Annotated in this window: 18 protein-coding genes and 3 pseudogenes; 11 read left to right on the top strand and 10 right to left on the bottom strand. The window is 67.2% G+C overall.

Annotated features, from left to right (window positions below; genetic code table 11):
* Positions 1-817 precede the first annotated feature (817 nt).
* From ACZ7M7_RS44585 to ACZ7M7_RS44570, 4 genes are all read left to right on the top strand, one after another.
* Positions 818-1,777 carry a Dyp-type peroxidase gene (locus tag ACZ7M7_RS44585; RefSeq protein WP_472127544.1) on the top strand — a complete coding sequence of 320 codons (960 nt, stop codon included), beginning with the start codon at positions 818-820 and terminating at the stop codon, positions 1,775-1,777.
* 188 nt (positions 1,778-1,965) lie between these two features.
* On the top strand, positions 1,966-4,497 hold the full coding sequence (locus ACZ7M7_RS44580; protein ID WP_472127542.1) for an ATP-dependent Clp protease ATP-binding subunit: 2,532 nt from the start codon (positions 1,966-1,968) through the stop codon (positions 4,495-4,497).
* Positions 4,498-4,537: 40 nt separating this feature from the next.
* Positions 4,538-4,735, top strand: coding sequence for a hypothetical protein (locus tag ACZ7M7_RS44575; protein WP_472127540.1), 198 nt, complete (start codon positions 4,538-4,540; stop codon positions 4,733-4,735).
* 122 nt (positions 4,736-4,857) lie between these two features.
* Positions 4,858-7,170, top strand: a complete 2,313-nt coding sequence (locus tag ACZ7M7_RS44570; RefSeq protein ID WP_472127538.1) for an FdhF/YdeP family oxidoreductase — start codon at positions 4,858-4,860, stop codon at positions 7,168-7,170.
* Here ACZ7M7_RS44570 and ACZ7M7_RS44565 read toward each other — a convergent pair.
* Positions 7,162-7,359 carry a hypothetical protein gene (locus ACZ7M7_RS44565; RefSeq protein ID WP_472127537.1) on the bottom strand — a complete coding sequence of 66 codons (198 nt, stop codon included), beginning with the start codon at positions 7,357-7,359 and terminating at the stop codon, positions 7,162-7,164. The genes ACZ7M7_RS44570 and ACZ7M7_RS44565 overlap by 9 nt on opposite strands.
* A gap of 414 nt (positions 7,360-7,773) precedes the next feature.
* Positions 7,774-8,331, bottom strand: coding sequence for a TetR/AcrR family transcriptional regulator (locus ACZ7M7_RS44560; protein WP_472127535.1), 558 nt, complete (start codon positions 8,329-8,331; stop codon positions 7,774-7,776).
* A 97-nt stretch (positions 8,332-8,428) separates the two neighbouring features.
* Here ACZ7M7_RS44560 and ACZ7M7_RS44555 point away from each other — a divergent pair, with 97 nt between their 5' ends.
* Together ACZ7M7_RS44555 and ACZ7M7_RS44550 are read left to right on the top strand one after the other, a co-directional pair.
* Complete coding sequence (locus tag ACZ7M7_RS44555; protein ID WP_472127533.1) at positions 8,429-9,037, top strand: DUF2867 domain-containing protein; 609 nt, start codon at positions 8,429-8,431, stop codon at positions 9,035-9,037.
* 372 nt (positions 9,038-9,409) lie between these two features.
* Positions 9,410-9,700 (top strand): annotated as a pseudogene (locus tag ACZ7M7_RS44550) (Tn3 family transposase); the annotation flags it as partial.
* Positions 9,701-9,799: 99 nt separating this feature from the next.
* Here ACZ7M7_RS44550 and ACZ7M7_RS44545 read toward each other — a convergent pair.
* A complete protein-coding gene (locus tag ACZ7M7_RS44545; RefSeq protein ID WP_472127531.1) occupies positions 9,800-10,384 on the bottom strand; it encodes a DinB family protein in 585 nt (194 codons plus the stop codon).
* A 99-nt stretch (positions 10,385-10,483) separates the two neighbouring features.
* Positions 10,484-10,819: pseudogene (locus tag ACZ7M7_RS44540) on the bottom strand (hypothetical protein); the annotation flags it as partial.
* Positions 10,820-10,872: 53 nt separating this feature from the next.
* Between ACZ7M7_RS44540 and ACZ7M7_RS44535 the strand changes: the two are divergent.
* Complete coding sequence (locus tag ACZ7M7_RS44535; protein WP_472127529.1) at positions 10,873-11,397, top strand: MarR family transcriptional regulator; 525 nt, start codon at positions 10,873-10,875, stop codon at positions 11,395-11,397.
* A gap of 190 nt (positions 11,398-11,587) precedes the next feature.
* Here ACZ7M7_RS44535 and ACZ7M7_RS44530 read toward each other — a convergent pair whose 3' ends face one another.
* Entirely contained in the window at positions 11,588-12,181 is a 594-nt protein-coding gene (locus ACZ7M7_RS44530; RefSeq protein ID WP_472127527.1) for a TetR/AcrR family transcriptional regulator, read from the bottom strand.
* A 77-nt stretch (positions 12,182-12,258) separates the two neighbouring features.
* Here ACZ7M7_RS44530 and ACZ7M7_RS44525 point away from each other — a divergent pair, with 77 nt between their 5' ends.
* Positions 12,259-12,675 carry a VOC family protein gene (locus tag ACZ7M7_RS44525; RefSeq protein ID WP_472127525.1) on the top strand — a complete coding sequence of 139 codons (417 nt, stop codon included), beginning with the start codon at positions 12,259-12,261 and terminating at the stop codon, positions 12,673-12,675.
* Between the two features lie 291 nt (positions 12,676-12,966).
* Here ACZ7M7_RS44525 and ACZ7M7_RS44520 read toward each other — a convergent pair whose 3' ends face one another.
* The 3 genes from ACZ7M7_RS44520 to ACZ7M7_RS44510 form a co-directional block, all read right to left on the bottom strand.
* Complete coding sequence (locus ACZ7M7_RS44520) at positions 12,967-13,449, bottom strand: GNAT family N-acetyltransferase (RefSeq protein ID WP_472127523.1); 483 nt, start codon at positions 13,447-13,449, stop codon at positions 12,967-12,969.
* Positions 13,450-13,686: 237 nt separating this feature from the next.
* On the bottom strand, positions 13,687-14,955 hold the full coding sequence (locus ACZ7M7_RS44515) for a WD40 repeat domain-containing protein (RefSeq protein WP_472127521.1): 1,269 nt from the start codon (positions 14,953-14,955) through the stop codon (positions 13,687-13,689).
* Between the two features lie 336 nt (positions 14,956-15,291).
* Positions 15,292-15,696, bottom strand: a complete 405-nt coding sequence (locus ACZ7M7_RS44510) for a hypothetical protein (RefSeq protein WP_472127519.1) — start codon at positions 15,694-15,696, stop codon at positions 15,292-15,294.
* Between the two features lie 349 nt (positions 15,697-16,045).
* Between ACZ7M7_RS44510 and ACZ7M7_RS44505 the strand changes: the two are divergent.
* A pseudogene (locus ACZ7M7_RS44505) lies at positions 16,046-16,224 on the top strand (transposase); the annotation flags it as partial.
* Between the two features lie 9 nt (positions 16,225-16,233).
* Here ACZ7M7_RS44505 and ACZ7M7_RS44500 read toward each other — a convergent pair.
* Positions 16,234-17,142: an NAD(P)-dependent oxidoreductase gene (locus tag ACZ7M7_RS44500; RefSeq protein WP_472127517.1), complete on the bottom strand. Its 909-nt coding sequence runs from the start codon at positions 17,140-17,142 to the stop codon at positions 16,234-16,236.
* Positions 17,143-17,347: 205 nt separating this feature from the next.
* Positions 17,348-18,238, bottom strand: a complete 891-nt coding sequence (locus tag ACZ7M7_RS44495; protein ID WP_472127515.1) for an NAD(P)-dependent oxidoreductase — start codon at positions 18,236-18,238, stop codon at positions 17,348-17,350.
* A gap of 162 nt (positions 18,239-18,400) precedes the next feature.
* Here ACZ7M7_RS44495 and ACZ7M7_RS44490 point away from each other — a divergent pair, with 162 nt between their 5' ends.
* Both ACZ7M7_RS44490 and ACZ7M7_RS44485 read left to right on the top strand, forming a co-directional pair.
* Positions 18,401-18,733 (top strand): winged helix-turn-helix transcriptional regulator, encoded by a 333-nt coding sequence (locus ACZ7M7_RS44490; protein WP_472127513.1) that lies wholly within the window; start codon positions 18,401-18,403, stop codon positions 18,731-18,733.
* 570 nt (positions 18,734-19,303) lie between these two features.
* On the top strand, positions 19,304-19,525 hold the full coding sequence (locus ACZ7M7_RS44485; protein ID WP_472127511.1) for a hypothetical protein: 222 nt from the start codon (positions 19,304-19,306) through the stop codon (positions 19,523-19,525).
* Positions 19,526-19,698: the final 173 nt, after the last annotated feature.

Raw genomic sequence — 19,698 nt, 5'->3', positions numbered from 1 at the left:
CAACGCTGGGCCATACGGGGGACTCACTGACACCCCGTCACACTTCTGCGCGCGTGTCGGGCATTGACAACGCACGGCGCGACGACTAAGACGCCACCCCCGGACATCTGGATCTGCCCTGATCAGCGCCTCACAGCAGGCACTGTAGCGGGCACGCACAGCCACCACGGACAGACTTGCCGAAGCCGCCGCGCATCGACCGCAACGCGGCCGATCCAGACACGGCCACCGCAGCCACGCACGGGGAGCAGCCAGAGACCAGGACCATGACACCCCAGGCAGCCGACGACAAGTCAAAAACCCGCGGACAGCACCGAAGCGGGGTGCCCTCATCCCCAGGCCCGACAATCCGCGCAGTCGAAACCCCGAGCCCAGTCATGACCTAGACCTAGGTACAGCCCAGCGCACGACTCAGCGCACGAGACGTCCCCCTGGCGCGGGAATTGCCGTGGGCGCCAACGCGTCTGGCGTGTCTGCCGCGGGCTGGCCCTGACCACCCGCGGACCAGAACTCAAGCGAACTCAAGCCGCACATTGCCGCCCAGGCTGGCCGAGCGGCACACCTCGGCACTCCTGGCGATCCGACGATCGGGGACCTTGGGATCTCGCCGCAGCCAGTGAGAAGCAGGTACGCCGCCCACGCTCCCGGAGGAGGTTGCCCTGGGCTTGGTCGACGACGACTCCCGACCGCTCAGCCCACACGGTTGAACGGCAGGCCTGCGGAGCGTGCTCGTGCGGTTTCCCCGGCGACCCTCCACCATGGAGGGGCATCACGCCCTTCGGGACGGACCAGCCGCGCCCGCTGAGGAGGCCCGATCGTGCTTGAGTCGCAGCCCGTGGTCGTGCCACCGGCCCGAGCCGCGGTGTTCCTCGTGGCCACCATCGATGCAGGCGCCGAGGACACGGTCAGGGACCTGCTGGAGGACGTCTCGGGTCTGCGCCGCTCGGTGGCCTTCCGAGCCCCCGCCGACGAGCTCACCTGCGTCGTCGGTATCGGCTCGGCGGCCTGGGACCGGCTCTTCGACTGCCCCCGACCGCGCGACCTGCACCCCTTCGTGGAACTGGCCGGCGCACGCCACCACGCTCCGTCCACGCCCGGCGACCTGCTGTTCCATGTGCGGGCACACCACATGGACCTCTGCTTCGAGCTGGCGCGGCTGATCGCGGAGCGGCTGCTCGGCGCCGGCACGGTCGTGGACGAGGTGTACGCCTTCAAGTACTTCGACGAGCGGGACCTGCTCGGCTATGTGGACGGCAGCGAGAACCCGGAGGGCGCGTCCGCGGCCGACGCGGTGTTCATCGGCGACGAGGACCCCGGCTTCAGGGGCGGCAGCTATGTGATCGTGCAGAAGTACCTGCACGACCTTACGGCCTGGCACGCCCTGCCCACCGAGGAACAGGACCTGGTCATCGGCCGCACCAAGCTGGCCAACGTCGAGCTGCCCGACGACACCAAGCCCGCCGACTCCCATGTCGCCCTCAACACCGTCACCGACGACAACGGCGACGAGCGCAAGATCGTCCGCGAGAACATGCCGTTCGGCAAAGTCGGGGAGCAGGAGTTCGGCACGTACTTCATCGGCTACGCCCGAACCCCCGATGTGACCGAGCAGATGCTCAGGCACATGTTCCTCGGCAACGGCCCAGCCACCCACGACCGGATCCTCGACTACTCGACCGCTGTCACCGGCTGCCTCTTCCACGTGCCGACCGTCACCTTCCTCGACGACCTGCCGCCCGCTCCCGGCGGGAAGGACGCGGCGACCGGTCCGCCGTGAAGGGACGGAGGAGACCACGCGCTGGGACGAAGCAGACCACACGCCTCCCCGCATCACAGCGCGTAACGCCCGAGAACACGGGCTGCCACGGGCTCACCTGCCCGCCCCGGTCTTTCCTCCGCTCCGTTTGCAGGGCTCGGACTGCCGCGTTTTGGTGGAAGGGACCCGTCGATGTCCCAGGAGCTGTCATGTCGATGTCGTCGTTCGGTTTCGGCTCGCAGGACCCCTTCAGCGAGATGTTGAACCGCTTCTTCGGCATGTCACCGGCATCATCGCCACCGGCGGTCCAACGGGTACCCATCGGACGGCTGTTGACCGAGTCCTCGCAGCAACTCCTCAACCTCGCCGCGACGCGCGCCATGGAGGACGGCACCTCCGACCTCGACACCGAGCACCTCCTGTGGGCCGACACCCAGGTCGAACCGGCACGCTCCCTGCTCGCCCGCGCTGAGGTGAATCCCGATGTGCTGGGCGCCGAGATCGCCAAGATCCTTCCCAAGGAGTCGGTCGAACCGTCCTCCGAGCCGGGACTCACCCCCGCGGCCAAACGCACCCTCGCTGCCGCCTACGCCCGGTCCCAGGCGGCCGGGGTCTCCTACATCGGACCCGAGCACATTCTCGGCGCGCTGGTCGCGAACGCTGACTCCGGTGCCGCCCGGCTGCTCCAGGCCGAGGGTCAGGACGTCGGACGGCTGGCGGGCGTCGCGGAGCAGGCGGCTCGTACGGAGGGGCAGCCCGCGGACCGCAGGCAGCAGCCGGCGACGACGCTGGACGAGTTCGGCCGGGACCTCACGGACGAGGCGAAGGCGGGCAGGCTCGACCCGGTGGTCGGCAGGGCAGAGGAGATCGAGGAGACCGTCGAGATCCTCTCCCGGCGCTCCAAGAACAACCCCGTGCTGATCGGCGAGCCCGGCGTGGGCAAGACCGCGATCGTCGAGGGCCTGGCCCAGCGCATCGTCGCAGGTGAGGTGCCCGACACGCTGAAGGACAAGAGCGTGGTCGCCCTCGATCTGTCGGGCATGGTCGCGGGCGCGCAGTACCGGGGGCAGTTCGAGGAACGGCTGAAGAAGGTCATCGAGGACGTCCAGGCGGCGAGCGGCGACATCATCCTGTTCATCGACGAAATGCACACGGTCGTGGGCGCGGGCGCCACCGGTGAGGGCTCGCTGGATGCCGGGAACATGCTCAAGCCCGCGCTGGCCCGCGGCGAACTCCACGTGGTGGGCGCGACGACCATCGACGAGTACCGCAAGTACGTCGAGAAGGACGCCGCACTGGAACGACGCTTCCAGCCGGTGATGATCCCCGAACCGAGCGTCGAGGAGACCGTGCAGATACTCGAGGGACTGCGCGACGCATACGAGGCCCACCACCAGGTACGTTTCGCCGACGGCGCCCTCGCCGCCGCGGCCGAGCTGTCGGACCGCTACATCAGCGACCGGTTCCTGCCCGACAAGGCCATCGACGTGATGGACCAGGCGGGCGCCCGGGTACGGCTGCGCAGCGCCGGCCGGTCCACCGAGGTCGTCAGCCGCGAGGACAGTATCGCCAAGCTGCGTCGCGAGCAGGACCAGGCCGTCGCCGCCGAGGACTTCGAGAAGGCGGCCTGGATGAAGCGTGAGATAGCCCGGGCGGAGGGCGAGCTCGCCGGGATCGAGGAACGACGGGAAGGCGTCGTCTCCGTCACGGACGCCGACATCGCCGACGTCGTCTCCCGCCGTACGGGCATCCCCGTCGCCCAGCTGACCGCCACCGAGAAGGAGAAGCTCCTCGGGCTGGAGGAGCGGATGCACTCCCGCATCGTCGGGCAGGACGAGGCGGTCACCGCCGTCTCCCGGGCCGTGCGCCGCAACCGGGCCGGTATGGGCGACCCGAACCGTCCCGTGGGTTCCTTCCTCTTCCTCGGCCCCACCGGGGTCGGAAAAACCGAGCTGGCCAAGACCCTCGCCGAAGAGCTCTTCGGTGAGGAGGACCGCATGATCCGCTTCGACATGAGCGAGTTCCAGGAGAAGCACACCGTCGCCCGGCTCGTCGGAGCTCCTCCCGGGTACGTCGGCTACGACGAGGCAGGCCAGCTTACCGAGAAGGTGCGGCGCCGACCGTACAGCGTGGTCCTGTTCGACGAGGTCGAGAAGGCGCACCCCGACGTCTTCAACACGCTGCTCCAGATCCTCGACGACGGGCGCCTCACCGACGGGCAGGGACGCACCGTCGACTTCCGGCACTGCGTCGTGATCATGACGTCCAACATCGGTGCCCACCGGATCCTCGCCCACAAGGGCGATGTTTCCGAGCTCAAGGACGAGTTGATGGAGGAACTGCGGGCGCGCTTCCTGCCGGAGTTCCTCAACCGCATCGACGACATCATCATCTTCCACGGCCTCACCGAGGAGGACCTGGGGCAGATCGTGGACCATCTGCTGGACCGCAGCGAACGCCGGGTCGAGGCCCAGGGTATGCACCTCGAGGTGACCGAGGCGGCGAAGAAGCTGCTGATCGCCCACGGGCACCAACCGGAGTTCGGCGCCCGCCCGTTGCGCCGCACTATCCAGGCCGAGCTGGACAACCGTGTCGCGGACATCCTCCTCGGGGGAGAAGCGGAGCCCGGGGACACCATCATCGCCGACGTGACGGATGACTCCCTCCACTGCACCGTCCGCAGGGACGCCCCGAAACAGGACGCGGCGGAGGAGGAAAAGGACGGCGCCGAGGAGAGCTGACGTCCCAGCACTCCCGGACCCTCGATCGAGGAGGCCGCGCATGACGCACCATCATCACAAGTCCAACAAGGCCGTCGAGGGCGACTGGGAGCATGGCCACAACAGGGGCATGCCCCGCCGCCCCGACGAGGACGAACTCGCGCTGCTCACCGTGCACGAACGAAGGGAAGCAGGCCTCACCGGCGAACCCACGCAGGGCGCGGAGACCCCCTACGGCTGGGAGGGACGCAAGGGCTAGAGAACTGGCGGAAACTCGGGGCGGTCGGGTGACCGCCCCCAGGCCACGGTGACCGTGTTTGCCGATGCCCACTCGCTGCAAAGTCGTCGGCGTCGCGCGCCCGGACGGTGAAGGTGACTCTCTTGAACGCGTCCCACGACGACCAGCAAGCCCCCGAAACCCGGGTCGGGCCCGAGCCCGAGGGCGAACCGCACTTCCGTCCCTACCACCACCCCGCCGCCGGCTGGGGCGCGGCGAAGAGCGTGAGCCGGGTGCTGATGCGCGAGCGAGCCCTCGTCGACGGTCCCCGGGCGATCATGCGGATGAACCACGAGAACACGGGCTTCGACTGTCCCGGTTGCGCGTGGCCCGACGACACCAAAGGCCTGCACCTGGACATCTGCGAGAACGGCATCAAGCACGTCACCTGGGAGATGACCCCCAAGCGCGTCGACCGTGCCTTCTTCGCCGCACACTCGGTCACCGACCTGTCCGCGTGGAGCGACTACGACCTGGAGGACCAGGGCCGGCTGACCGAACCGATGGCCTACGACCCGGAATCCGACCACTACATCCCGATCAGCTGGCACGACGCGTTCAAGATGGTCGGCGACACCCTGCGCGCACTCGACGACCCGAACCAGGCCTCGTTCTACACCTCCGGCCGCCTCGGCAACGAGGCCACGTTCCTCTACCAGTTGATGGCCCGCGAACTGGGCACGAACAACCTGCCCGACTGCTCCAACATGTGCCACGAGGCGAGCGGCCGCGCGCTTCAGGCGTCACTGGGCACCGGCAAGGGGACCGTCGACCTCCAGGACTGGGAGACCACCGACGCCCTGTTCATCATGGGCGTCAATGCCGCCTCCAACGCACCGCGGATGCTCACCGCCCTGGCCGAGGCGTATCACCGGGGCGCCCAGGTCGTGCACATCAACCCGCTGGTCGAGGCGGCGGCCACCCGCACCATCGTGCCGCACGACTTCACCGACATGGCCCTGTTCAAGTCCACACGCACCAGCACCCTGAACCTGCAACCACGCATCGGCGGGGACATGGCGCTGCTGCGCGGCATCGCCAAAGCCGTCATGGAACAGGCCAAGGCCGACGCCAAGGCGCTGGACCAGGAGTTCATCGACCGGCACACCATTCACTTCGACGCCTACCGCGCCCTGTGCGAGGACACTCCCTGGGCGGAGATCGAGCGCCAGTGCGGCCTGGACCGCGACGACATCCTCAAGGCGGCCCGCGTCTACCGCGAGGCCGACCGCAGCATCGTCAGCTGGTGCCTGGGCGTCAGCCAGCACGAGCACGGCGTCGACACCGTACGGGAGATCGTCAACCTCCTGCTGCTGCGCGGCAATCTGGGACGCGAGGGAGCGGGACCGTCCCCAGTGCGCGGACACAGCAACGTCCAAGGCAACCGGACCTGCGGCATCGACCACCGGCCCACCGAGGACTTCCTGGACCGGCTCGCCCAGTACTGCCGGATCGACCCGCCACGGCAACACGGACTGGACACGGTCGCCACCATCCAGGCCATGCACAGGGGCGAGGTGAAGGCGTTCGTCGGCATGGGCGGCAACTTCGCACTGGCCGCCCCCGACACCCCGTACACCTACGAGGCTCTGCGCCACTGCGACCTCACCGTCCAGGTGAGCACCAAGCTCAACCGAAGCCATCTCGTCCACGGCCGGCACGCGCTCATCCTCCCCTGCCTCGGACGCACCGAAAAGGACCACCAGCGCCACGGTGTCCAGAGCACCTCCGTCGAGGACTCGATGAGCATGGTCCATCTGTCCCTCGGCATGAAGCGCCCCGCATCCGAGCACCTGCTCTCCGAGCCGGCCATCATCGCCGGAATGGCCCGCGCCGCACTCCCGGACAGTCCCACTCCCTGGGAGTGGTACATCGAGGACTACGACCGTATCCGCGACACCATGGCCCAAGTCCTCGACGGCTTCGAGGACTTCAACCGCCGGGTACGGCTACCGCTCGGCTTCCGCATCAAGCAGCCCGCGCGCGAACTGGTCTTCCTGACCCCGTCGGGACGGGCCGAGTTCTCCACCGCCCCGCTGCCCGACGTGGTTCCCGCCCCCGGCACCCTCGCCCTGGGCACCATGCGCTCCCACGACCAGTGGAACACCACCATCTACTCCGACAACGACCGCTACCGAGGCATCAGCAACCTGCGCACCCTCGTCTTCATGAACAAGGACGACATGCGCGAGCGCGGGATCCTCGAACTCGAACCGGTGGACATCACCAGCACGGCCAAGGACGGCAGCCACCGCCACCTCGACGGCTACCTCGCCATTCCGTACGACATCCCCCGCGGTTGCACGGCGGGCTACATGCCAGAGATGAACGTCCTGTGCGCCATCGGCGACTACAGCACCCAGAGCGACCAGCCGCTCATGAAGCACGTCAAAGTCACCATCACACGGTCAATCTGAGCACGGCAGTACCGAGCGGCGGCGCCGTCCTGTGTCAGGGCTGCGCAGGGTCCCTACGGTGTTGATCAGGACATCGCCTCGTCGCAGCTGCTTGCGCATGCTGTGGGGGCTGGAGGCGTCGACGACCAGGTGGTCGAGTCCGGCGGAAGGTTCGGCCAGCACCACGAGTGTGGGGTTGCGTCCGGCCACCGTCGGCTTCACCTCTCTGCGCACAAGGACCACCAGAACAGTGCTGATTTCCCGGGGAGTTGCCACATTCACCTGGACACAGACCCTGCCCATTAGCGCTGCACCAGCCACCCAAAGGACTTTGGCCTGCAGGTGCGCTGCAAAGAAGTCACGACGGCCGCAGATCGAGTCAGGACAACGGCTCGAAACGGGCCTACATGAGAGCTAGGGCAGCGCCAGGTGCGCAGCGGGCGGCGCGGTGCCGGTACCAGGCGAGACAACATGGCCGACCCTGCACCGCGCGGTCGGCGAAGCATGAGAGCATCCCGAACGCACCCGCACCACCAGCGAAGCCGTCGGCCACGCCGCCGACCGGGCACCGACTCGCAACCACGCACACATCAAAAGACCGTCAGCACACTTCATCAGAACCGCTCAGACCAACAACCGGTTCCTGACCGCGGCGAGGACATCCGTGCGGCTGCGCGGACCGTTGTCGGCTGCGATGAGGTGGTCGCCGATGCGCAGCGAGAAGGTGATCAGGCAGCGGGCCTCGACATCGCCCTCGTCGGGACAGAACGCCCCGTAGAGCTCGCGCAGATAGTCCATGCGCCGGTTGTCGGCCCGGCGCAGGCACTGCGCGACGCCTTCGTCGCGCCGGGCCCAGTCGCGGATCGCAAGCTCGACCCCGGCGCTGGTCACGGGTGTCTCGCCCGACCCCACGAAGTCGAAGAGACGCCCGAGCCGCTCGCGGGCGTCGCCCCCGTCGTGCTCGATCCGCTCGATGACGTCCTCGGTTACCCCGCGCTCCCAGGTGCCCAGCATCTCCTCCAGCAGGGCCGCGCGGTTACGGAAGTAGCCGTAGAAACCACCCTTGCTGACGCCGAGCGCCTGGGCGAGGACCTCGACCCGCACAGCCTCGGGGCCGCCGGCGGCGAGCGCCCGCAGCCCCTCCTCGATCCACTTGTCCCGCGGCGTACGGATCGCGCCCATGCCGTGTCTCCTCTTCATCTGTCCCACCCAAGTATACGGAGCCGTATAGATGGGTTTATGCTCGATCTATACGCCACCGTATAGATAGGGGTCTCCCATGAACGGTCAGCGCCTTCCCTCAACCGACCACACCTCCCGCCCGTGGCGGATCCACGAGATCGCCGGCGACTTCCGACTCGAGGACCTGTGGGCACTGCCGACGCCCGGCGGCCCTGACGACCTGCACTACCTGGTCCAGCAGATGGCGGACGGCACGGACGGACCGGACGGTGGCAACCCCGTGGGCCGCTTCCTGTTCGCGGTGCGCTGGAAGCTCGGCGCACTGCTCGGCTGGGACAAGCCGGACTCGGGCGTCGGCGGCCGGGTGGCGACACTGCGCGACCGTCTGCCGGACGACCTGCGCGAGGGGCCGCGCGGGCCCGACCTCGCCGCGGCGCCCTTCACCTCGGTCTTCCAGACACACGACGAGTGGGCCGCCGAGTACGCCAACAAGACAATGCACGGGGTGATGCACATCGGCTGGGTTCCCGACGGCAACGGCGGCTACCGCGGCCAGATGGCCGTCCTGGTCAAACCCAACGGCCGCCTCGGCTCCCTCTACATGATCGGCATCAAACCCTTCCGCTACCTGGGGGTTTACCCGGCCCTGATGCGATCCATCGGCCGGGAATGGCGAGAAAACACGGCACAGCGAACAGCACACTGAGGCCCCCCTCCCCCACAATTCCTGGCTCCACGAAAACCTCTGCGGCTTCATTGATGAGCAACGGCCCGTTCGGGAACGGGTGTTGGGCCCACCTGAGTTTCGAGGAAGGGTTCATCACCCGTGAAGTCGGTCGGTGCCGTCAGGTCCTTCTCGACTACTTCCCCGCCAGTTTGCGGCGCCCAGCAACTCAGTGGCGCAGTGGGCGTGCTGGCTCACCGGCGCCCGGGGCCGGGCAGGCACGTAGTGGCAGATCGCGAGATGCTGGAACCGGGGCAGGGGCGGAGCAGCGAACCGCCGCCACCTCACGGGGTGATCTTGTGGCCAATGAGGCGCGGAGGAGCACCCCTACGCCGGATCCCGAAGGCCTTCCGGTACCAGGCGTACCTGGACGGCGGGGAGGACCAGCACGGCTCGCTCAGCCTGGTCCTCAGCACCGTCGTGCTCTGGACGACCCGTTACGTCGACACCGCCGTCGCCCAGTTACCAGGCCGAGGGCCACGCGATCCGCGAGGAGGACATCACCCGGCTCTCCCCTCTCCAGCACCGCAACCTGAACCTGCTCGGCCGCTACAGCTTCACCGCCTCGGCCCCGGCCGCCGGCGCTCTGGCCCGCTGAGCGTCGCGGACGCGCTTGAGCTGGACGACGACGAAGGCGCGGACTGAACGCCCGCATCGGGTGACGCGGGCATATCAGGTGGCCGGGTGCTCGGAAATCGCAGGCGCCGGTAGGGGGGCTGTTGTCAGGCTGCCTGATATCTCCGATTAAGCCTTGATTGATGCGGCCGACCTGGCGGCCTGCTCGATCTTCGCGCAGAAGGCTGCACGGGCTTCCTCGACGATCGGCTGCTCGTTTTCGGCGCGCACCCCGGTCCGGCCGTCGAGGCCCTCGCGCAGGATGTCGGCGTGCCCGGCATGCCGGATGGACTCGCCGAGGACATGGACCATGATGGCGAACAGGTTCGTGTTGGGGTAGGGCTCCGCCCACCACGGCACGTGGCCGGGGGCGTCGAGGGGAAGCTCGTTGATCGTCGCGTCCGAGTGTTCCCACACGCGCCGGTAGAACCCGATGATCTGATCGCGGGTCTCGTCCTCGGCGGCCCACTGATCGCTGCCGTCGGAGTCCTGCCACCGGCACAGCGGTTCCGGGGAAGGGCGGTCGAAGACCTCGCCGAAGTACCTGGCCTCGACGGTGGCCACGTGTTTGACCAGGCCGAGGAGGTTGGTCCCGGTCGCCGTCAAAGGTCGGCGGGCGTCGTATTCGGACAAGCCGTCGAGTTTCCAGAGCAGCGCCTCGCGGTCCCGCCGCAGTCTCCTGTGCAGGTTGTCCTTCGCGAATTCATCGATCATGCGGCATGAGCCTTCCATGGGCTGTTCGTGGTCTCAAGATCCCGTACGTGGTCCGCAACGGCCAGCAGGGCCGAGGCTTAGGACTCCTCACACAATGAACTACCGGGATTGACTGTCTGTCAGCGAGCCGTGGGGGTACGGGTGGGGTGCGTGACGGCTCGCAGCCGACCCGAACGGGTGCCAGGTGAGAATCCAGCCGGCGGTAAGCACCGCCGCGCCGCCTGCCAGGGCGATTGCGCCACCTGTTCCGATGCCTGCGGCCACAGAGCCGAAGCAGACTGGCCCGACGCCCTGCAGCGTCATGCTGCCGGAGCCGAGCAGACCGAAGGCCTGGCCCTGGCCATCCTGCGGCAGGGCGTCCAGGAACGTCCGTTGCAGGCCGAGACCGTAGGCCAATCCGAAGCCGCAGAGCAGCAGCAGGCAGGACGAGACGCCCCCAGCTCGCGACCACCCACCGAGCCCAGCGCCGGCCGCAGCCCCCTGCCCCGGTGCAGTCGACCATCGAGCATCTCGGCCCCGACCCCGGCGCAACGGCCGCGTTCGTCACCGACCTCACCTCAGCACTTGTCGAAACCGGCCTCCCGCGCACCGCCGCCCGCGTGATGGCCTGCCTGTTCGCCTCCGAGATCGGCAGTCGCACCGCCATCGAGTTGGCGCAGCACCTGCAAGTCAGCGCGGCGACCATTTCGCAGGCGGTCCGCCTGCTGGAACGGCAGGATCTGATCCGCCGCGGTCGCGATGACCGTGGCCGCCGTCACCGGTATTTCCTCGACGACAAGGCGGGCTTGGGGACCGTCGCGGCCAGTGTCGCCGCCAACCAACGGTTCGCCGCCACCGCGCTGCGCGGTGCCGAGCTCTTCGGAACCGAGAGCGCTGCCGGATCCCGACTCGTACTGGCAGGCCGATTCTTCGAACGCCTCGGTGACGACCTCATCCGCTCCGCTGAAAAGCACTGGCGTGACATGGTTGGTGACAGGGGCGACGACTTCACGCTGAAAGGCCACGCGGAGTAGTTCGCGGCCTCACTAGCTGGTGCTGGTGCTGTTGCTGGTCCTGGTCAGTGGCGGTGAATGTGACTGACTTCTACTCAGGGTCGTCCGCGAGGTGGAGCACGACGTGCTGTACCTCGGTCTCTCCAGAGGATGGGATGACGCAGCCGCTTGATGCCGGACCTCAGGGGTATGACCCTGTGATGTGGCCAAGTCAGCCGGTGCGCAGCGCCTGAAGCAGCTGTCCCAGCGCGGCTTTGGTGTGGTTCAGGTCTTCGGGGTCGGAGGAGGACGCCAGCCAGAGGGCCGCCTCGTTCATCGCCCCCGACAGCAGGTGGACCAGCGGTGCGACCGGCTGCGGTGCGATGATCCCTGCGTCGATGACGAAGGACAACGCGTCGGTGAGATGGCGGGCCGAGGCAGCCTCGTCCATCGCCCGCCATTGACTCCACCCCAGCACCGCGGGCCCGTCGACAAGCATGACCCGCTGGATGTCCGGATCAGTGGTCGCGGTGAGGAACTCCTGGCAGCCGGCGGTCAGTTGGGCCCAGGGATCGTCGTGGGCGTCGGCGGCCGCTGCCACGCGTCGGCCCACTTCCTGCTGCAGCTCCTCCAGGACGGCACGGAAGAGGTCCGCCTTGCCTGTGAAGTGGTGGTAGAGCGCGCCCTTGGTCACCCCGGCTGCCTGGACGATCTCCGCCAGACTCACAGCGCCGTAGCCGCTGCCTGAGAACAGGCGCCTGCCTGCCCGCAGCAGCGCCAGCCTGGTCTGCTCCCGCTGCTGCGCCCGGACGCCGTGCTGTTGCATCGCACTCCTCATTGACATACCGACGGTACGCGAATAGGTTCACTCACATACCGATGGTACGCGAAAGGGGTTCAGGCATGAAACTGACAGGCTTCTATCCCGTGATCGGCACAGCGAAGCTGCGAGAGTCGCGCGACTTCTACACCCGACTGCTGGAATTCGAGACGACGTTCGAGGCCGATTGGTACGTCAGCCTTCGTCGGACAGGAGACCCCGGGTACGAGCTCGCCCTCCTCGACCACACCCACCCGACGATTCCAGAGGGCCACCGGGTTCCCGCACAAGGCCTGCTGCTCAACTTCGAAGTGGAGGACGTGGACGCGGAATGGGAGCGGCTCGTCACCAACGAGGGACTGCACCCCGTCCTTGAACTGCGCAGCGAGGACTTCGGGCAAAGGCACTTCATCGTGGCTGATCCCAACGGCGTCCTGATCGACGTCATCACGCCCATCGCCCCCACCGCGGCGTACTCCGAGCAGTACGTCACCGGCTGACCCCTGAAGGGCGTGTTCGACAACGACCTATCGGACACGCCCCGGCCACCGGGGCCTCCGGGCCTTCATCCGCGTGTGCGGCGCCATATCCCGCCCTCGCGCCAGTACCTCGATCAAAATTCTGATCCGGCGGAGACCTCAGGTACCGGCAGTGTCGGCACCGCAGCCCTCCCACCAGCCGATATGCCCTCGTCACAACCGACTTGCGCAAGACGGCTGCGTCACGGTGACACCGTCGACCGGCTGGAAGGGACGGGACGGCGACAGGGGGTGGGGGCGTCGGCGTGCTGGTCACTCACCGGGCGGCGGCGCCCCTGGACTGGTGAGTAGCTGCTGGAGGTCGACGCCGACGAGGCCGGTGCCCGCAATTGGCTGGAATCCGTGCGCAGTGAAGAACGCAAACCGTCCGCCCGAATCCTCGCGGCGATCGTGCCAGAGCACCATGAAACGACGCCCTGCCCTGTGCTCATCTTGCGCGAAACGGCGCAGAAGGTCGCCGGCGATTCCCCGCCTGCGCAGAGCAGGGTGGATAAGAACGTAGTTGACCTGCGCCCAGGGGGTCGGGAAGCCGGGCACCTCGGCGTCCGTCTCATGGCGCGCTGTGCCCTCAAGCCATCCCACGACATGTCCCCTGGCCAGTGCCACGTACTGCGTGAACACCTGCAGGCTGTTCTGCTCAAGTTCCTTGGCAAGCTGGGTCCAGTCTTCGGCGAGTAGCAGCTCGTGAAGCTCGGCGCGGTGTGCGTCCGCCAGGCGGACCACGTTGATCGACATAGCGGCAGGCTAAGACGTTCTCACCAGGGACAGGCGCTCACAGCCCCACCCCCGTACTCACCGTGACGAGATTCGATTACTCCATAAATCTCCTCGTGGAAGGTCAGCTCGGCGTTCGGGACGTGATGGTGGAGGGCCGCGCGTTCCTGGCTCACTGCAGGTGTGAGCCGATCCCGGAGCGCCAGGCCGCAGACGTATGCCTTCATGAGCACGGACGTGGCGGCATAGAAGTTCCACTTATTCGCTGTGGACCTGTGCATTGTTGATGGCGGCTTGAAGTTGAAGCCAGGTTGGATCTGTTGCGCTGGCCTCGGTGACCGTTGCCAGATCGCCTGCTTCCCATGTGCGGGTTCCGTCGGTCAGGACAAGGTGCGTCTCCAGGTCGTCGCCGTCGTCCGGAACTTCTTCGGTGGCCTCCAAGAACGCCTTGGCTACAGCCCTGGAGATGTCCCGGCTTGTGGTGCCGGTGTGGGTGGCGCCGGAGGTCGCGGACAAGAGCACCAGATCTCCCCCACTGCCGGCAACGAGAAGCTCGCCGGTCGCCGTGACGGCCAGCGCGGACAAGCGGGACCCGGTCAGCACATCGTGCTCGACCGCTTGCCGGGTTTCGAGGTCCACCTCGACCAGCGCCCCCGCGGGCGTTGCGATCCACAGCACGCCAGGTCGAGATCCGAAGGCGATGTTGTGACGTGACCAGGCTTCCATCTGGTCAAGCCACTCCTGCGGGTACGGATAGCCAGGGCTGGGGTCGCCGAGAGTTGTGGCCCAAACCCGGTGCAACGAAGGAAACTCGAAAACCTCCACCGAGTTGTCGTACGCGTTGCCGCGGACCGCAAGGTGACGTCCGTCCGCGCTGAAGAGCGGAGTCTCGTAGCCGTCACAGTCCAGGATCAGCGCCCGGCGGAGCGGCCGCATCACGGCAGGGTCGGTCCCCTGGTCGACGCGTGCGAAAAGGCAGTACGTGGCCCCCTGGTCGCTGGCGAGCGTGGCAACAAGGCCGCCGCCGGGATGCTCCGCCACTCCTGTGTCCCAGCGCGGTCCGGCACCGATGGTCCCGGAGGCAAGGTCAATCACATCCGAGCTCTCCCACCCACCGCCTCCGTCACGAAACGACGGTGAACCCCACAGGCTCTGCCCGTCCGGGCTGAAAGCCAGACTGCGGTAGGAGGCCGAGGCCAAAGCGCCTTCCGGTTCGCAGACCCCCGCAGGAGTCCATTGCCGCAAGCCGTCCTCCCCCGCCACGACAAGCAGTGCCTGGTCCGGATGCCACGCCACAGCAGGCGTCCGACCTGCCCGCTCCCACCCCAAGGTGTCTCCATAGGCGTTCGACGTGAGGCCCACGGAGCCGAGTTCGCGTAGCTGTCCCGCGCCGCAGTCCCAGATGTGGACTGCCGGACGCTCGGAATCCGAGCAGGCCACCAGCGGAAGCCGCGGATGGCATCTCAACTGTTCGACAGAGCGTTCGCCGCCAACCAGCCCACGTGCCACTACTTCAAGATCAGTCATTCCAGCACCGTAGTTCTCGCCGGCCTGCGCGGCGAGGCCCTCACCGGAAAGCGTTCCCTCCACGCTCGTGCACAAAGACTGAGCGCCGGGCCTCACCAACTTCAAGCGCTCACTCACCGACTGAAGCGCTGCCTACGTTGTTCTGCGGGACGTGGTCGGCCCTGCTGGTCGACCCGCCCAGGGTGCCGGGTGTGGCTCCAGGCGCACTGCCGTGCGCTCACTCCATCGCCGGGGCCCCCACGCTGCCCGTCGAAGGGAAACGAATGGAACTGACCACCCCCAAGCCGAGGGCCGGCACAACGACGGACCTCACACCAGCCAGCCCCCTGGCCCCCTTCAGGCGACCGGGCATCCTTCCTCGTCCGTGCGAGCAAGTCTTGAGCCCAGCGGTGCCACGTCATCCGTCACCCTTACTGTGCCGGGGAGCGACACCTCCTTCAAGCGGCCTCCATGCAGCATCCAGAGCCCGAAGCACACATCATCCTGGTCCCGAAGCAGAACCTGGACGGAGTCCGGGAACGGCCAGCTCATCTGTTCCAAGTGGCCTAGAAGGCCAGTCCAGTCGGGCCTCCAGAAGTCGATGGCCCATGCGTCCATACCGGGGATGGGCTCGAACTGCTGGTGCCACTCGCGGTGATCGTCAGGCTGCGTGAGAGGCTCCATCACCTCCCTGGCGCCGAAAGCGATGACTATTACTTCACAATCTCTACTCACGCACGGCATCTTCAGGCGGGTCAGCAAGGGACGTCAACGACCTTTTGAATCGCTAGGTCGCCTGCGCCTCTGGTCGAGCGTCGCCTTCGGAGGCTCAGCACGCTGCACCTGCGGCTCTTCCTTCGCTGCGGGCAACTCGAGCCCTGACCTGCGGGAATGGCTGAGGATGGCCGCATAGGGCTCAGCAGCTTTCACCGTGGCTCCCTGAGGGGCCCGCTCGATCTGGTGCGCTTGTGGTGCGGTCACTGCCGACGTGGGTCTCTGCGAACTGGCGCTCGTGCAAGTGCCTTAGAGGCAAGCTTCTTGTCCCAGCGATGTGGCTTGCTGACGCTTGCGATGGGGTGTGGGTCTGCGGCTGCTGAGCCAAGAATGCTCAATGCGGACAATGCAGCAGGAGACACCGCAGCCGTGCCTGCTCACCGCCTGGCGGGCCGAGCGCAGAGGCAGTGGCCCGAAATCGGAAGCCCACCCGAGCACGACCTGCGCCGCATCATGGACGCCATCTTCTACGTCGACAGCACCGGGATCCCCTGGCGATACCTGCCGCACGAGTGGTCCCAGTTGTCATGAGACCGCGCGTGAGCCGACCCGGCGCGGCGGCTGTACAGCGGGCTGCTTCAGGACCTCGATCAAGCTGGTCGCACTGTCGTCGGCATGGCCAGCTGCTGTGCCTCGCCGGAAATTTTCCAGGACCGCTGTCGGCAGCGAAGTGTCGATCCCTGCTTCCCTGGCGGTCTGCAGGACATGGTCAACGCTTGCCACACCCATGGCGAGGTTTTCAATGTCGCCCGGGTACTCCCCTGCGTCGATCCGTGGCGCGTAGAAGGCCAGGAAGTCTGGCATTCCGGAGAGTACGGATGCCGCAGACGGCAGGATTTCCTCGGCCGAGACGCCGTGGGCATCCGCCAGTGCGAGGGCGTGCAGCCATCCGAGCACCGTCGTCCAGAACAGGTCCATCCCAACCTGGTAGTACAACGCCGCCAGCCCTGGGTCCTCGCCGCGGTAGTCCGTGCCGGTGAGCACCTCCAGAGCCTCCCGGTGCGCGTCGAAGACGTGCTTGGGCCCGCTGTAGAAGGTGGAGGACCCGGGCTGCCCGATGCCCGGGGGTGAAGCCTGCACGCCTCCGGTGAGGTACCGGGCACCGTGTCCTGACGCCCACCGCGCAGCGCTGCGGGCACTGTCGGGAGTGTCCGAGCTGAGATTGACGAGGACCCGGCCGGACAGCGCCTCGGTGGCCGCCCCCAGGACGGCATACATCGCGTGATGGTCCGTCAGGCTGAGGATGACCAGTTCACTCGCGGCGAGCGCGTCGTGAACCGTGTCGGCCCGGTCGGCTCCTCCGGCCACCAGCTCGTCCGCCTTGCCTGCGGTCCGGTTCCAGACGGTGACCTGGTAGCCCTTGCCGAGGAACACGCTCGCCATCGCGCGTCCCATCGGGCCGAGTCCGATGACCGATACTTCCTGCTTGCTCATGGCACCCCTCAAGTCAAAGCCTGAATGTTCTCTCCGGTGGGGCCACAACCTGCGGTTCCTCCCCGATACCTGTGCCGTGCCTTCGAGGCCGGGCGGCTCCCGTCTCTCCCCGAGAGCCGGCATTCACCCTGGCCCGTCGCAGAAGGCGTGCCTGATGCCGGGGTGATGGGCCTGCGGCAACGTGGACCTCAGAGCACCCGGTTTGTTACGCCTTCTGTTCCGACTTCCTGAGCACTTCGGTCAGGGCCGAGATGCTGTGGTCGCCGTGGCCCGCCTCTGCTGCCCGCTTCACCAGGTCGTGCAGAGGAGTGAGCCAAGCCGTGTCGACGTGCGTCTCCTTGGCCAGGTCTTCGTCGTGGACCGCGCCCGCGAGGAAGAGGTTCACGGAGGAGGCGGCATCGGTGTAGTCACCGCGATCGATTTCCTTGGCATAGATCGGCAGCAGGGACTTGATCATGTCCAGCCACTTTCCGGCGAACCGAACCATGCTGCTCGCCTCCAGCCCACGGGCCTGGACAACCGCAGCCCCCTGGAAGAACCCGACGAGCGCTGGTAGCAGCATGGCGCCCACTGCCATCTCGTACAGGGCGGCAAGGTCTGTCTCGGCCCCGAGGTGGACCGTATCGCCACCCAGTACCTTCAGCGTCGTCTCATACTCGTCGAAGACCGCCTTGTCGCCGCCGTAGTACAGCAGCGTGTCCGGCGCGCCCACGGCCTGCGGCACGTTCTTGACCGCTCCGGCCAGAAACCGGGCGCCGTGGCCGGTCGCCCAGCCAGCCATGGCGCGGGCACCGGCGGGCGAACCGCTGTTCAATGTGACCAGCGCGCGCCCGGACAGTGCCGCCGCGGCCGGCTCCAGGGCGGAGCGAGTGTCTTCGAAGGTGGTCAGGCAGGTGATGATCAGCGGACTCGCCTCGACCGCGTCCTCCACCGCCCGAGCGTGGACGGCCCCCTTGGCCGCCAGCGGGGCGGCCTTGGCCCGCGTGCGGTTCCACACCGTCGTCGGGTGCCCCGCGTCGACGAATGCTCCGGCCAGCGCCCGGCCCATCGAGCCCAGTCCGATGACGGTCACGGGTGTGGGGGCATCGCTGGTCATGCGTAACTCCATTCAGCAGTGGGATGGTTGAGCAGCCCGGCAATCGCGGGTCAGCGCGTCCGGCGCGGCTCTCGTTCCATCCTGGAAGCCCACACACATTTGATCAAGTACCTACAATTCTGTTCGGTACCCACACTTTTGTCAGTGTCAGTAGGAGTGCTGATGACCAAGCGGACCTTCATCTGCGGGCTCGACGCCGCAATCACCGTCATGGGCGGTAAGTGGAAGGGGCTGATCCTGTTTTCGCTCAGCGAGGAAGGGCCTCTGCGTTTCGGCCAGTTGAGGAGGGCGGTGCCCGGTATCAGCGAGAGGATGCTGATTCTTCAGCTCCGGGAGATGGAGGCCAGTGGCCTGGTGCACCGCGAGGTCTACCACCAGGTCCCGCCCAAGGTGGAATACTCACTGACCGAGTTCGGCAGCTCCCTCAACACGGCCCTCGCGCCGCTCGGCGAGTGGGGCGAGGAGCATATGGAGCGCATTGAGGCCATTTCCTAGCCAGTCCTCCACCCCTCCGACGCGTCACGCACCGAAGGGATCGCCATCGTCGCGGCCGCTGGCCCGGCCAGGGGCCTTCGCCGTGACAGCCGCCGCATCGGGTGGCGTCGCCGCCCACTCACGCTCGCAGGCCGGCACCCACCGCTCCCCACTCCGGTCGGTGTGCAGCTGCGCGCACAGTTCGGCCGTAGCTCCCGGCGTGGGCGTACGGCGTGATGGGCGCGTGGTCGGGCGGCACTCAACGGCAAGTAGGCCTTCAACGGTCACAGCGGCCCTGCCCTGCAGCCGGGGCGTCAAGATGGAGCGTCAGTCAGCAAGATGTCGTGCCGCATCGGCGACCTACTCACTGAACAGCAGCAGGACTCCAGTGAGTACGGGCGGGTCACCGTACCGGCTGATGCGTCTGTGTGCGGAAACGCGGATCGTTGTCTGCGTCAGCAAGTTCGGCTCACTGGCGCTGGTCTGCGCCGACAACCCCGGCGCTTTCCTGGGCACCGGGGAAGTGCAAGCCGAGGGCGAATGACGCAATCGAGTGGCCAGCTCCTCCGCGGCGTCCCTAGGGTCGGTGGAATGGCACACAACACAGTGGATCCGGCGACGATCACGCCGGAGATGGCCGTGCAGATTCGTAGGTGGCGAGTCGATGAGGACTTCTCCTGGCGCGCTGTGGCCCAGGCCGCGTCTGACCTTTGGGGTTCCGAATACGGCAGCAACCAGCTCTACGGCGAAGACCTCTGCGTGGCTGCGGCCAAACTACTGGGCGAAGACCCCTACCAGGAACCATGGAACTGACGCCCGCCAAGTAGTCCCCTCGGGCCAGCGAGCGGGCCAGATGAAGATGCAGGCGATATTGAGTCCGGCTTACTGATTGTTTCAGAATGAAGTTCGCTGTGGGGCTTGGCAGTTGGGTGTTGTGTCGGCAGGATCTGTCATGTGTCCGCTGATCTTGTGCCTGATGACCTGTG

The organism is Streptomyces sp. NPDC111606, from assembly GCF_055656945.1.
Note: the sequence above shows the minus strand (reverse complement) of the source record. Positions and strands in the feature narration are given on the sequence as shown.